This window comes from Arthrobacter sp. KUASC02 (genome assembly GCF_059739395.1).
Genome location: NZ_AP046053.1, coordinates 4,282,786 through 4,296,246, shown reverse-complemented (window position 1 = coordinate 4,296,246; position 13,461 = coordinate 4,282,786). Strand labels below are relative to the sequence as shown.

At 59.3% G+C, this 13,461-nt stretch carries 15 protein-coding genes; 4 read left to right on the top strand and 11 right to left on the bottom strand.

Annotation, left to right across the window (positions count from 1 at the left end):
• Positions 1–352 precede the first annotated feature (352 nt).
• Entirely contained in the window at positions 353–892 is a 540-nt protein-coding gene (locus AC6JAC_RS19730) for a hypothetical protein (RefSeq protein ID WP_497966239.1), read from the bottom strand.
• A 183-nt stretch (positions 893–1,075) separates the two neighbouring features.
• Between AC6JAC_RS19730 and AC6JAC_RS19725 the strand changes: the two genes are divergently transcribed.
• A complete protein-coding gene (locus AC6JAC_RS19725) occupies positions 1,076–1,729 on the top strand; it encodes a DUF4304 domain-containing protein (RefSeq protein ID WP_497966237.1) in 654 nt (217 codons plus the stop codon).
• A 173-nt stretch (positions 1,730–1,902) separates the two neighbouring features.
• Here the strand turns inward: AC6JAC_RS19725 and AC6JAC_RS19720 are convergent, their stop codons facing one another.
• Complete coding sequence (locus AC6JAC_RS19720; RefSeq protein ID WP_497966235.1) at positions 1,903–2,034, bottom strand: hypothetical protein; 132 nt, start codon at positions 2,032–2,034, stop codon at positions 1,903–1,905.
• Between the two features lie 339 nt (positions 2,035–2,373).
• Between AC6JAC_RS19720 and AC6JAC_RS19715 the strand changes: the two genes are divergently transcribed.
• Entirely contained in the window at positions 2,374–2,832 is a 459-nt protein-coding gene (locus AC6JAC_RS19715; protein ID WP_497966234.1) for a hypothetical protein, read from the top strand.
• A gap of 786 nt (positions 2,833–3,618) precedes the next feature.
• Here AC6JAC_RS19715 and AC6JAC_RS19710 read toward each other — a convergent pair.
• On the bottom strand, positions 3,619–4,101 hold the full coding sequence (locus AC6JAC_RS19710) for a tetratricopeptide repeat protein (RefSeq protein ID WP_497966232.1): 483 nt from the start codon (positions 4,099–4,101) through the stop codon (positions 3,619–3,621).
• A gap of 153 nt (positions 4,102–4,254) precedes the next feature.
• On the opposite strand from AC6JAC_RS19710, the gene AC6JAC_RS19705 reads away from it, so the two are divergent.
• On the top strand, positions 4,255–4,617 hold the full coding sequence (locus tag AC6JAC_RS19705; RefSeq protein ID WP_497966230.1) for a hypothetical protein: 363 nt from the start codon (positions 4,255–4,257) through the stop codon (positions 4,615–4,617).
• Positions 4,618–4,662: 45 nt separating this feature from the next.
• On the opposite strand, the gene AC6JAC_RS19700 is transcribed toward AC6JAC_RS19705, so the two are convergent.
• From AC6JAC_RS19700 to AC6JAC_RS19675, 6 genes are all read right to left on the bottom strand, one after another.
• Positions 4,663–5,046: a PASTA domain-containing protein gene (locus AC6JAC_RS19700; protein WP_347895788.1), complete on the bottom strand. Its 384-nt coding sequence runs from the start codon at positions 5,044–5,046 to the stop codon at positions 4,663–4,665.
• 95 nt (positions 5,047–5,141) lie between these two features.
• On the bottom strand, positions 5,142–5,864 hold the full coding sequence (locus AC6JAC_RS19695) for an AAA family ATPase (protein ID WP_497966228.1): 723 nt from the start codon (positions 5,862–5,864) through the stop codon (positions 5,142–5,144).
• A gap of 1,028 nt (positions 5,865–6,892) precedes the next feature.
• Positions 6,893–7,390 carry a hypothetical protein gene (locus AC6JAC_RS19690; RefSeq protein WP_497966226.1) on the bottom strand — a complete coding sequence of 166 codons (498 nt, stop codon included), beginning with the start codon at positions 7,388–7,390 and terminating at the stop codon, positions 6,893–6,895.
• Between the two features lie 182 nt (positions 7,391–7,572).
• Positions 7,573–7,860 (bottom strand): hypothetical protein, encoded by a 288-nt coding sequence (locus AC6JAC_RS19685; RefSeq protein WP_497966224.1) that lies wholly within the window; start codon positions 7,858–7,860, stop codon positions 7,573–7,575.
• Between the two features lie 981 nt (positions 7,861–8,841).
• Entirely contained in the window at positions 8,842–9,306 is a 465-nt protein-coding gene (locus AC6JAC_RS19680; protein ID WP_497966222.1) for a hypothetical protein, read from the bottom strand.
• Positions 9,307–9,385: 79 nt separating this feature from the next.
• Complete coding sequence (locus AC6JAC_RS19675; protein ID WP_497966220.1) at positions 9,386–9,658, bottom strand: DNA gyrase subunit A; 273 nt, start codon at positions 9,656–9,658, stop codon at positions 9,386–9,388.
• Positions 9,659–11,501: 1,843 nt separating this feature from the next.
• Between AC6JAC_RS19675 and AC6JAC_RS19670 the strand changes: the two genes are divergently transcribed.
• Positions 11,502–12,101 carry a recombinase family protein gene (locus AC6JAC_RS19670; protein WP_347895774.1) on the top strand — a complete coding sequence of 200 codons (600 nt, stop codon included), beginning with the start codon at positions 11,502–11,504 and terminating at the stop codon, positions 12,099–12,101.
• 115 nt (positions 12,102–12,216) lie between these two features.
• On the opposite strand, the gene AC6JAC_RS19665 is transcribed toward AC6JAC_RS19670, so the two are convergent.
• Both AC6JAC_RS19665 and AC6JAC_RS19660 read right to left on the bottom strand, forming a co-directional pair.
• The gene (locus AC6JAC_RS19665; protein WP_013599688.1) at positions 12,217–12,420 is read right to left on the bottom strand and encodes a cold-shock protein; all 204 of its coding nucleotides are present in this window, start codon (positions 12,418–12,420) and stop codon (positions 12,217–12,219) included.
• A 144-nt stretch (positions 12,421–12,564) separates the two neighbouring features.
• Positions 12,565–13,458: an alpha/beta fold hydrolase gene (locus AC6JAC_RS19660; RefSeq protein ID WP_497966883.1), complete on the bottom strand. Its 894-nt coding sequence runs from the start codon at positions 13,456–13,458 to the stop codon at positions 12,565–12,567.
• Positions 13,459–13,461: the final 3 nt, after the last annotated feature.

The following is a 13,461-nucleotide window of genomic DNA, read 5'->3' as shown; positions in this document are numbered from 1 at the left end:
GTCGTCGGCGTACTGATGATGGTCCCCTACGCCGTAGACATGTCCCGCCACCCGCGTCAGGAAGGCGAGCCGCTGGGTTCGCGCCGGACCGCTCTTATTAGTCTGGCTTTGACAGGCATCATCCTAGACGTAGGTCTAAGCTCTGCAATGATTTCGATGTTGACGTCTGGGGAGTAAAGGCCTACAGGGCCCGAGCTGACCGTGCGTACCAGCCATTTGCGGACAGGCCTTAACACGAACCCTGAGTGTCGATCCGAAGTGTGGGGCTTGATGTTGCCTGGAATGAGTCGCCCACAGGAAAGCTACCCCTAACGGGCCTGCAACCCATGTGGCAGATCACGGTTGACGCCTCTCACGAGTGCCCTACGACCTTAATCAGCTTGTCCAGTGACTCCGGGGCGGCAGCGATCTCCACCTTGCCGTCGTCTGTCAAAAGGGTCATGGCCTGGATGCCGAAGACCTGAATGTATTTACGGTCCTTGCCACTAACTTTTCTGCGCTCTGGGAGCAGATCCAGGACTTTAATCGTGGTCGGCCGCCCGGAGGGCTCCAGGGTGTCGTAAACCGCGGGCTGGAAGCGGATTGATCCCATGCTAGGCGTCGCGATCCCTTGGTTCCAGATGCTACTGAGTGAACCGGTTGGAGAGTCCGGATAGCGGACATACGCCATAATTTGGTCGTGTTCTTCGAGGCGGAGTTTAGTTTTGCTTCTTCGCCGTGTTTCGAAGACTGCAAGGAGCCAATAGCCCAAGGTCCATACAAAGGCTGTGATGAGGGCGTTCTCGAGGTCGTGTTGTCCAAGGGCAAACCAAACAACCGTCGTGAACACAAAGAAGAGTATGTAGCCCAAAGCCAGGGCTAGATACGGGTGATGTCGTACCCATTCCTTCATCGGGCAATACTAGGCATGCCTCTCCAATAGGCGATCCTGAGTCGAACTCTCTGCGGCATGGTGTCGAATGTAACCATCACATCCACACCCGCCGCAGCACGTGACCCGCTCCAGAGGACGCACGGATTTTGCTCGTCCGTCGAGATATGGGTGTTTCCGAACCGGGTATGAGATTGTTCCTAAATGACAGTCCAGGAAGCGCTCAAGGTTGCGTTGCGAGAGGTGCTCGGTCCCTCAGCCCGGATCCATGGCTTCAAGGGCACAGCTCCGACCTGGCGGAAGTCGACGCCTTCAGGCGATTGGGCCGTCATGAACGTGCAGTCGTCATCTTATAGTTCGGCGGAACACCTGAAGTGCGTAATCAACCTGGCAGTCGCCCCCGCACCCTGGCTTCGCTGGAGCCGGGTGAAGTTGGGCCCTGGAATGCCGAAGTCGGTCACCGAATCCCTTGGCCTTTATCGCGAGCGGCTTCATCCGGAGGGGACCTCACCGGGCCATGATGTCTGGTGGGAGATGACGGATGCTGTTTCCGCTACGTCCGCAGTCGCGGACATGGTTTTCCAGCTGGACGTTGCGGGCTGGCCAGTTCTCGACCGGTTGCTGAGACCGGAGAGCATGCTCGAACAGGTTCGAACCGGGAGCCTTGGAAATTGGAAGCGGTCGAGCTCCGCGGTTCTCTTCGCCCGAGCTGAGGCCCTACTACTGATGGATGGCGGCCCGAGCCCTGAGTTGCACGAGCGCTTGCAGTTTGCGCTCGAAAACTGCATGCCTCAGCAGATGGAGAACGCCCTCGAATTTGATGCCTGCGTGCGGCACCAGACGAATCACGCCGACTGAATCCTCCTCCTCGATGGCCCCCAAAAAGCGCAAATTAACGATCGTGAGCCGAACCCTGACAGGGCGGAATATCGGGCCCGGCCGCGCGTGAATGACAAGAGGGGCGACGAAGAGCCAGCACGAGGAAAGCTACCCTCAACGGGCTCGACCTGAACGAGCGGCAAGACCCGTTTCTAGGCCCGGTTGGAACCGGAGTGAGCCTTCTTGGACTGCCGCCACACCACCATGTAGGCAACGGCCAGCACGAGAGAGATGACTGAAAGAATGAGATGCAGATAGTCAGGGTCTCCTCGGGAGAATTCCATAACCGTCAGGGTCAACCACAACACCGACGTTAAGGACCAAAGCACCGTCCAAAAGACTAGGACGCGCCGGCTGGGTTTCGGAGGCTTCTTCCCGGGCTCAGTTAGGCCCATCATGTCCGTCATCCGCAACCAGGCGTTGCGTGGCCCGCTACCCGTCCTGGGCTAACGGTAGCCGCCGTCCCGGAGGTTAGGAATAGCAAAGGGCGAGTGTGCGAGGCCATAAACTCAGCGCTATTTCCTGACCCCAGCGGTCATCCGCCGAACCACCTGCGGGATAATCCGCGGCACTGCGCCAACTACCTGAGGTCGTACCGTGAGTCCTGAGGCTAGGCTAAGCGAATGGACCCGGAGGCAGGTAAGAACGGCAAAATGTATGAATGGCAGTCCTGGCCTTCCGATTCGCTGGAGGGCATGCCGCCGAAGCGACGGCGACTTGTTGTGTGGGGTCTGTGGTGGTTCCTCTTCCTAGGCGTGCTGCTAGGTAGTGTCTTGGACGCTGCCAATGTTCCGCAACCCTGGCGTACTTTGTTGGCCATCGCTGGTATAGCTGCGCTCTTCGGTCCATTGATCCGTGGGGCCATGGTTGAAACCCGCAAGCTCCGGGCCGAAGGCATCGTCCTGCCGTCCTATCCAGTTACCCGCAAGTCGCTTATTTCCTTTGCCGTCATCACCGCTATTCTCTGGGTCGTCTTCGCCTTCCTCGTCGCTGCGGGCCGACCCACGTTCCCTCTTCTGCCAATCGTCGGAACGATTTGGCTGGCGTACCAATTGCTCCGACTTCGATCACAGCCCCATTGAGGAAGACAAGCTGAGACTCTCAGTTCTCAGTCGCATTGCCCAACCTTGAGCGGGCCGAAAATCAGTTGTTCAGCACGTCTCGCCTCAATATGGCCACGTGTGCACCGTGCAAGGAAAGCTACCCTGACCGGGCCGTTCAGAGTGGCTCTAGGGTCTCGCAGACGGCCGAGTGCAGCACCATCTGAAAATCAGCCTGGACTGTTGGAAAACTTCCTCCACCATCCAATGATCGTGAAGGCGAGGATCCCCACAACGAGGGCGAAAGGAATCCAAATCGAGTCAGCAGTTGGAACACCCACGGCGTTGACTGGGTAGATGGTGCAGTTTGCGGTGGCAGAGCCGCAATGACCGGCGGATCCTGCGGGGACCGTCAGGAGGGCTGCTAGTAGTGCGCACCCAAGGCTAACGATCACTCGACGCACGAGGCGGGGGTTCTTGGCCATAGTTATCGGACGCGGCGAATCCTGTTGTGCCATCTCACGACCTCCTATTCTGGAACGTGCCATTCCCTGATTGTCTCCATATGCGAATCACAAAAATAGGGGGTTCGTCGGAACCTCTATTTCGATCTGATCACCTTATGGCTTTGCTCTAGGGGGAAAGGTGGGGCCTGATGCATCAGCGCTGCTCTTCCCTTGAGCCGAACCCTGACCGGGCGAAAAGTGGCTCTCTCTGACGCTGAAGATCAGAGAGTCGTCTAAGGGGCGGGTCCGAAGGAAAGCTACCTTCACCGGGCGCTCGGCAGGCCGGGAACCCAGAGCGTGTGATCAAAACGCGGACGTCGACCTAGGCAGGATATGGACCGAGCGCTGCCGCGTACCCTGTGACTGCGCGACGATAGAGGGGAAGGGTCTTGGCCAGGGCCTCGAGTGCAACACGGAGAGCCTGATCCGGCCGGCCGGCATCAAACAGTGCCAGGGCGAGGAAGGCACGATGCGCGTCCCCGGCGACGTCGTTTTCCTCCACATCCTCGAGCACTCGAATGGCCGCCTCGAACTCGCCCACGTTGCGCAGTGAGCTGGCGAGTTGAATGAGAGCCTGAGGCCGTCGTCTGTCATCGAGACCAGCGTCGAGGGCAAGGCGGTAAAGGCGTATCGCTTCCGTCTCGCGCCCCAGAAAGTCGTGAACAGAAGCCCATTCATACAGAGCCGCGGCATCACCATCAGGCCGTTCATCGACGAGCGTTTTCATGCTCCTGAAGATTGCGGAGTCCGTGTCATCGGCCTGGGCCCAACACTCCTGCACGCGGCTTTCCCAGTTGTCCATCATGCGCAGATTCTTCCATGGCGACACAACCCGCTGTGACCACCGCAAGTAGGTGGGGTCGTGAGCCGAACCTCCACAGGGACGCCTTGGACGTGTTCCGTTCCCTTGAGGTTGCCTTTCGAATGGAATGATGTGGCTAACGATGAGGAGAATTCGATGACCGCTATTGTCCAAGCACGGTTGCCCAACGCGATTTTTCTGGTGTTGGGATCTGAGGAACCAACCCTCCCGGACGTCACCGCAGAAGGGCTGGTCTGGGCGAGTGGAGATGCCCTGATCATCGGCGGGACGAACGACATGGACGGTGACACCACCATTCACGTCGCAGCGCAGGCGCCCATTCAAGAACTCATCCAGCTCGCTCCACAAGTAATTCAGTGTTCAGCGGGTCGATTGACGTTGGAGACGGTTTATGGCGAGAAACTTTCGCAATATGAGGTGCCGGTTGGGTCGGCAAAGATTTGCATTTGGGTCGATGACCTTCGGGAACCGGGGATGGTTCACCTGCAAGTCAGCTAGCAGTTGGGTGGGTATTGCCACCTCCTAGGACCGCTGGGGAAACCTTCAGGTGGCCGATTCCTCTGGCGAGCTGTCGCTGCTGAGCTCGATGCTTTGGACTGGGCCTTCCGGCGTGGCGTGATCCCAGTCAATCGAAGGTGGCGGGTTCTCGAGCTTCCGAGCCATGTCGGGTTCGAGACCTTTGCGGAACCATATGCGGAGGGAGTCATTCCGGTAGGAAACGCTACCTGCCGCAGGTGACTGGCTCTGGATGGTCGGATTCTTGGGCCATGCGATCGAGCTAATTGGTGGCCCATCGGGGTCAGGATTCGCCAGAGTCAGGCCGGCAGCTTGCGCTATTTCCCTCGCCTGGAGGAAGTGTTCCCCAACGACGTTGGGGACAATGACGAGGTCAGCGGCTCGTTGTTCGTCTTGGGCGTTGTCTGGCATTTTTCCTCCTGTCGGTATTGTCTGCCCGATTGAAATTCGCGGCCAATGTCGCGCGGTGCGGGGAGGGCGCTAGTTCAACCCTGGGCGGACTTGCCTTAAAGGTGTCGCAGGTATCTTTCAGGTGAGTCCAGGAATGATCGCCAGTTGGAAACCAGCTCGAGGTCCGACCATTCCTGCTGCCGAAGTCCCCATGGGCCGACTTCGAGAATCTGCGCGCCGGGTAGAGCTGCGAGAACGGGGGAGTGTGTGGACATGATGACTTGCGAGGAGCCTTCGGCGAGGAGATCTTTCAGGACCGCGAGGAGGCTGAGGCATCCCGCGAAGGACAGTGCCGATTCTGGTTCATCGAGCACCCATAATCCGCGTCCTCGGAAACGATCCACCGCCAGTTCCAAGAACGATTCTCCGTGTGACATGTCGTGGAAGGAGATGTCCGGACCCGAGGTGCTCGGGTTCTTCTCGAGGTAGGTGAAGAAGCCGTGCATGGTTTCAGCCCGCAGGAAGTAGCCGCGTCTTGTGGCGCCGGCGTTTCGAACGAGCTGCAGGTGGTCGGCAAGGATGGGCTCCGTGGATCTGGTGCTGTGGCGGGCCCCTGTGGATCCGCCTTCAGGAGACAAGCCATAGGCCAGCGCGATGGCTTCCACGAGAGTGGATTTTCCCGACCCATTTTCGCCGACGAATATTGTGGCCGGAGTCAGATCGAGCCCCTGGTCTAGAACCTGGGCGACAGGAGGCAGGGCACCAGGCCACCGACCGCGCTCGAGTACGTGGGCCGGGTCTTCGGTCACCCGTCTGATCGGAAAGTTATGCGCGGGCATGCCCCCCATTCTTACAGGCACCTCTCGCTGTCTTCCCCCCACCCGAGGCCGAACCCTGACCGGGCCGAAAATTGGCTGTTCAGCACGTCTCGCCCAAAATGGCACGTATGCACTGTGCAAGGGAAAGCTACCCTGACCGGGCGCCCCGTCAAGGTCGCCATCGTCAGGTGTGATCTCCGTCCTCAGCCCCGTGGGATAAACGGGAACCGACCTAAAAGTATGGTTATGCCTGCCGCGGAACCTTAGGCTGTCAGCATGAAGCCTAGGTGCTTGGGGCCTCGCCCCGGACACCCGGACAAGGCGACGGGGTGACATATGCTCCAAGAAGATGCAGGCCGCGAAGACAACAATCGCGAGAGGGTGCCCCGGCTCTTGCGCATGTTGGTGTTCTTCAGCAAATACCCCGAAATATTAGCCATCATTTTGGTCGCCCTCCTTGCGCTAGTCAGCTCTATGTTGGCCGTTTTCCTGCAATAGCGATGGAAGGAGCGTCATCAAAACTATCCGTGGGATCAAGCGACTTCTGACCGAATTGCCTCAACCGGCAAGGACGTTCTATTGGTGCTTCTACGCGGTGTTCCTTGCGACGTTCGTTCTCGTCGCAGCAACCCGGACGAACTGGGTGGCGGCCATTGGAGTCAGCGGAGCGGGCATACTAATCTTCCTGTTCGGGCTGCACGTCTTCCGGGACATCAACGACACGGCAACCACCTGGTCAAGGATCTACAAGGAAAGTCGCGGAATCAGACCCGAGAGCTCTACATTCGCCGACGTGCCGACGATTAGAGCCATGGGATTCATGCACATGATCGTGGGCATATTTTTCGTTGTAGGAGGGATTATTGCTTTTGCCTCTTCGTAGACGAGGACGGAGCGGTTTCCACGTGGAACCCTGACCGGGCCGAAAATCGGCTCTCCGAGACCGAGAGGCCGAAGTGGCCAGGAACGAGCGGTTCAAAGGATTGCAACCTTCACCGGGCTAAGCCTTGGCCATGTGGCCCGGTAGCCCGACAGCCGATGGATCCGGTTTATTTGGGCGGGTCGAGTACTTTGGGTGTGCCCGTGCCCGGGTTACCCGGGATGGCGTTGCCGGTTGGGTTGTAGCTGGATGTTCCCATCACGAGATTCCAGTGCCCGGCGCCCCAAGAGATCTCGTATTTGATCCCTGCTGTCGCGCCCGGTTGCAGAGCCTCAACTTGTGCGAATTCAGGAAAGTCCCTGCTGAACTTGAGCTCGACGGTCGCGGGGTCCCAGCCTCGGGCGGAATGGACTAGGCGTTCCGCCTCAGGGCGGACATTGACGAAGACCTCTGGCACGAGCTTCTCCACCTGCTCAACGGAACCCGTCGCGGCAGCTGCCACTACGCTTCTTGCGAAGTCCTCACGGGTAGCTGCATCCGGCTGGGAAGGATCCGGAGCGCATGACACCACCGACAGTGCGGAGAGAACGACCAGTATGGCCAGGCACATCAGACGCTTCCGAACATTACCCAATCCGGTCCCGTGTTCACGCATAACGCTGACCATACCTCACCGCCTTACGGGAACCGGCCGCTTGGCAACCCTGACCGGGCCGAGAATCGGCTCTTCGAGGCCGAGAGTCCAAAATAGCCATAAATGAGCGGTCTGAAGGATTGCAACCATGACCGGGCTGAAAACGGGCAACTCGCGGCGGTGGAGTGGTCTCTATGCGAACAGGGCCCAGGTCGTTATGCCGCCGTCTGGGTAGACCCCACGATCCATGCAATAAACCCCTCGACAATAAGACAGATCCCCAGGGCAATCCAGACTTTCGCGAGGATTCTTATGCCGCGACGCTTTTTACTTCTGTACGCGTCCATGTTTTCTTCGCGCAAGAAGAGGTTCCAGTTGGTCACAAGTTTGGAAAGTGGGCCGGAAATGGCCAATGTAAACAAGCCCATGAGAACGACGAGTAAGCCAAATCCCATGGCCGGCATATCCACCCCGTCCCAATGCTTCTCATTTGTTGTGACCAAGACACCTTCGTCGTTTACGGCCGGAGCGGCAGCGGCTTGGGCTAGTTGGTTGCTCCACTGTTGCAGGGGATCGACGGTGGGACAAGGCCCCTGGCCGCCCGTGTGCCATTGTTGTCCGAGCCTGGAGAAGAGACGGGAGCCGAACCCTGACCGGGCTGAAAACCGGCTATCCGAGACGGAGAAGCCGAAGTGGCCAGGAATGAGCGGTTCAAATGATTGCAACCCTGAGCGGGCGCAAAATGGCGGTCATGGTGGTGAGCACGATAAGGGTGCCCCATGCGGGCAGTTTGGGGTGTGCAGGGAGGCGGAAAGCGGGTATCCCGTACTCATTCCGTGAGAATGTCTCGTGAGTAGTCTTTGAGTAGTGGGGTACTCAGCGCGGCTTGCCTCGGTAACCACCATCAGAATTCAGGAGCCTGCTATGTACGAATCCAAGGTGGCGGCTCCTTGCATGCTCCGTCTGCGTTTTGAGTCTTTGGCATGGCTGGCAGGCGCAGAGATCTACGGCTGTACGGGGGTGTGACATGCAGTTGGCGGACCTATTGTTTTGGGTTTCCCTTTTTGTGATGCTGCCCGCCTTCGTCTACATCGCGAAACACCCGCATCGCAAAGGCGAACCATATAGCAGGGAACTAAAAAAATTCTTGTGGATTTCAGTCCTTCTGAGTGCTGGTTTCCTGCTCGCCGCAGGCTTTGTAATGTTTGCCAGTCCTTGAGATGTCCCATCCAGCACGCGACGCCTCGTGCATGTAGCCAGAGCCAGAAGGGACCCCGCCAACGGTGCGCAGGCCAGTCATGGAGCCAACCCTTACCGGGCCGAAAAATGGCCGACTCATGCACCGGGCCCAGTAACGGCGAAGAATGCCCGGTCCGAGGGATAGCCACCCCTTGCGGGCATTCCCACGGGAAGGAAGAGGAACGCAGCGGCCAATGGATTATCCTGAAGCCTTGCAGGTAAAGACCGGTGGCGAGCGGTAAGCGCTATGAGAACGCCAAGTCCAAAGTCAGGAACAAAATTCCTGTGATGGAGAGCAAGACACCGAATGCGATTCCGACGGACTCCATCGTCCTCACCTGATGTTGCTCTTGTTCCTGCTCAGGTCGGAGCTTGCCGAACATCGTCATGGCGATTTGGAATTGATAACGCGCAATGTCCCTGCGGAAGACGACCCAAATAATTGAGATGAGAATGAGGATCAGCCCGAGTTCGCCAGTCCGCCCGGCTCTCGGGGGCAACCCGAGCCCGTAGGTAACAGTGACGAAGGTGCCGATGGCCGCTGCAATGCATGCAGCCAACTGAATCTGGCGCCTTTTGCCAAAGGTCTCACCCTTCTCTGACCAACCCAGCCGGTTCTTCCTGCGCTCGAAGGTGCGCGTCCAAAGAAGCGTGGACACGGATCCGATCACGAAGACGGCGCCGAAGACGAATAGCCAGGGTTCGCGCATAACGCTGACAAGATCCCGCCGGCCTGCTGAAGTGGCTAATTACCTGCCGAACCAGTAATCGACGGAGAACACGAAGTCCTCAGCGGCCATCACGCAACTTTGATCGAAGTTCTTCTGCATAGGAAGCGATGGCCTGACGCTGGTCTCGGGTGAACCTTCTGGCCTGCAGGTCGAGGACAAACCGGCTGCCCAGCTCTCCCACGCCCAAAAGCTGACCCACGCGACGGATTGCTTCGTCCATGTCCTCTGAATCCTCAATCTCCTGGAAGACCTCGTCGCGCCGATCCATCGCTTGCACCAGGGCCTCGTGGATCATCAATTGTTCCCTCGTCTGCCGCTCATCCTCATCCATGCCGCGATTCTTGCACGCCGGAAGTCATTGGGGCATTGTGCCCAGGTGGGGATCGTGAGCCCAACCCTGAACGGGCCCAAAACTGGCCGATCCAGCACCTTGGGCCCAATGCGGACAGAATGAGCGTCCCGTAGGAATGCAACTCCTATCGGGCCGAAACTGGCCGTGGCGAGCCACCTCCGGGAAAGAGCAAAATCCATACACGCATGCCAACCGGAACCGATAAATGCAACAGATCCATCGAATCCCACGGTATTTCTCCTAGAATTCGCTGAGCGACCAAATTTCTGGAGAAGAGATTCAACATGCGATATTCAATGGCTTGGGAATCGGGGCGATCAGCGGGGGCGGTCGGCGGTCTCCTCGGCGCCCCGGCAGCGTACTCGCATAAAAGGTCAGACGCGATAAGGAAACCGTGATGAAAAAGAGCGCCGCAATATGGGTAGTCACCATCCTCGCACCGTGTCTTGGGGGTGTCATAGGATATCTGCTCGGCGGGCCCTCCGTGGCGGTTCTAGGTGCCGGCTGTGCTCTAGTTCCAGTTGTAATTTTGCACGCTGGTCGGTGGGTCGAGGGCCGTCGAGATCGGTCTCGAGATTCTATGCACGACGGCAATGAAGACTCTGGCAGCGGCTCCTGAAATGGGCTGCCTAAGGTTGGTGTCTGACTCTGGCTACTTCCAGATCAATAAACAGGGCACCGCCCGACACCCAATTAGGGCAGCACTACTCGCATAGCGGACAGGCCCGCGGAAGGATCTTGAGCGAACATTAACCAGGCCAAGAAATGATTGTTTAGGAGATTGGCCCCGAGGTGGCCAGGAATGAACGGTTCAGAGGAACGCTACCCTGATCGGGCCAGCGCTGGTGCAGCCGGGCTCTAGTCAGTATTGTCCGCATATGGTCGCTGAAAAGTGGGACGCGCTACTGAAGGATCTTCGATCTTCCTTGCATGATGTGGCGATCATTGTCAGTGACGACGGACCCGGTGGGCGCTCGTACCCTTTTGCGCAGGCTGATTTCCATCCAACGGATGAAGCGGGAACACCAAGAGTTTGGCCTGCCTTGGCGCGGTTCAACTATTGCTGTCTTACGGTGACGGGCGCGCCCGCTGGGAGCTGGGTTGGGCCGATGAGGACGTGACGTTCGTCAAGGACGTCGTGCGGGCAGTTTGTACTGGGAATTCCAAAGAGATTCAGAGCCCTGGACGCGTTCACGTCGAAGTGTCTTTGCTCGATGGATCCATCGTGAAGACCTCCACGTACGAATTTCCGTCCGGACTGGTTCCCAGGCCCGGATGGAAGAAGCGGGAACGGAAGGCCTAAGGATGAGTCCGGCATTGCTATTCGGTTTGTTTGTTCTTGGATCTGGCCTGTTTGTGTGGGTGATTGCAGGGTTCGTGGCGAGGCGAGCAGCGACTATCCGGTCGTGGTTTGCGGAGGTCGACATCGCATGGTGGACGCAACGTGGCAAGGCGCAGATTCATGTGCTCGCATTTTTGTGGATTCTCCTCGGCCTCGGATTTTGCGCGTATGGCCTTGCTGCGGGCCGATGACATGAGGCCTTTGTAGGTCGGCCCGACCTCCGCATTGAGCGTTCGCACGCCGAGGTACCTTTCCGGGCACCCCAGCGGACCAACCACACCACGAAACACAGCGAAACATTTCTCGCACACCCGCCCGTACAAGCCGTCCCGTAAGCGGGTCCTTCTCCGGGCGGACCCACCCCTCACCAGCACAAACGCAGTCCCGTGGAGAGCCGCCACCGTAAGACCCGTCCGATGGAGTGCCCGGTGACGGTGGCATATCTGGTCCGCCCAAAAGTCGCGTGGCACACTGTTGCGCATGACCGCTTTGCTGGTCGGCTACGCGCGGGTGTCCACGGAGCAGCAGGACCTCACGGCGCAGCGCGACGCATTGTCAGCTATGGGGATCACCCCGGACCGGATCTACGTTGATCACGGGCTGACGGGCACTGACCGGAACCGCCCGGGCCTCCGGGAAGCGATGGCGGCCTGCCGGGACGGGGACACGTTCGTGGTCACAAAGCTGGACCGCCTGGCCAGGTCCGTTCGGGATGCCCACGAAATCGTCGACGAGCTCGCCCAGCGGAATGTGAAACTCAGCATCGGCGGATCGGTGCACGATCCGACCGACCCGGTGGGAAAGCTGCTGTTCAACGTCTTGGCCATGGTGGCTGAATTCGAGAGCGACCTGATTCGTGCCCGCACCCGCGAGGGCATGAAGATCGCGAAAGCCAAAGGCCGCCTGCGCGGCAAGAAACCCAAGCTGTCTCCGGCGCAGGAAGCCCACTTAGTGAAGCTGCACGACGCCGGCGAGCACACCACGGGCGAACTCGCGGAGCTCTTTTCCGTGGCCAGGTCCACGGTGTACCGGGCAGTCCAACGCGCCGGGCACAAGACGGGGCCAACTGCTAAGCGTTGACCGTGGTGAGCCGCGGGATCGCCAACGCAACAGCCCCTTCGAACCTGTGGTTCGGAGGGGCTGTTGGTGGTGCAGGGGCGGCCCGGCTGGGCGCCGGTGCCGTTACCCTAAGCCTTTAGAGAGGGCGGATGTTCTCTGCCTGCGGGCCCTTCGGACCCTGGGTCACATCGAATTCGACCTTCTGGTTCTCGTCCAGTGAACGGTAACCGCTGCTAGCGATCGCCGAGTAGTGGGCGAAAACGTCAGCTGATCCGTCATCGGGGGCAATGAAGCCAAAACCCTTTTCGGCGTTGAACCATTTAACTGTGCCTGTTGCCATGGCTGCATTCCTTTATGTGACTCTGATTTTCTCTGCAGGCACGGATGCCCGCAGAGCGGAGAACGTCCCCCGCTGTCCCCAACGTACGGGGCTGACGCATAACGTGCAAGGGTATAAGTGCCCTTGCGACACTTTGTGTCTCTCTCAGGTGTCCGCGGCATACATGGCAAGCAGGTCCCGGCCGAACTGGTGCGGCGACGTTTCGGACGGGCTATGGCCTCCGCGGTAGACCGAAATCCGGGCACCTATCGACTGCGCGAACTGGCGGTGCAGCCGTAGCGGCCAAAGATCGTGCTCTCCCACGGCCACGAATTTCGGCACCTTGGCGGCGGCGATGGCCCGCCGGAGGTCCGGCACATGTTTCATCAGTTCGTAGATGTCCCGGACTGATTGCCGGCGCGTAAACCGGAACCGGTTGGGGGAGACCTTGTTGACGTTGCGACGGATGGCCCAGATCATCACCGCGGCCCCCACCCGGCCGTTGGCCCAGCCGGTGAACCTCCCGATCCTCCTGACTCCGCGGAAACACTGCCCCGTCAAGGGCGGGCAGCTGAGGAGCGTGAGGCTGCGGAACAGTTCCGGGCGCTGCGAGTAGGCGATCTGCGCCAGAATCGCGGCAAAGGAGTAGCCCACCACATGCGACGGACCTTCGCCCGACTCAAGAACAGCGATGAAGTCGTTGACGAAGAGCTCATAGTCATAATGCCTTCGGGGCGGGACGAGGTTCTCCGGGCCGGCGCCTGCCGATTGGTACTGGCCCGCCAGATCATAACTCAGCACGTAGAAGCCTGCCTCGGCGAGCTCGGGCATCATCACGGCGAAATCCTCCTTGGAACCCGTGGCCCCGGGAATCAGCACCACCCGCGGGTTCTGCGGCTTGCCCATGGTGACCACCGCCAGGCCTCCGCTCGGTGCTGGAAACCGGCTACTTGTCGAGCCCTCAGGAAGGACGGCCCAGTCCCAGCCGCGGATCGCCGCGTCCCTCTGGGTTGCGTCATCCGCAACCCCACCGGCGGAACGGGGTTCCTCCTGCGCCATGGA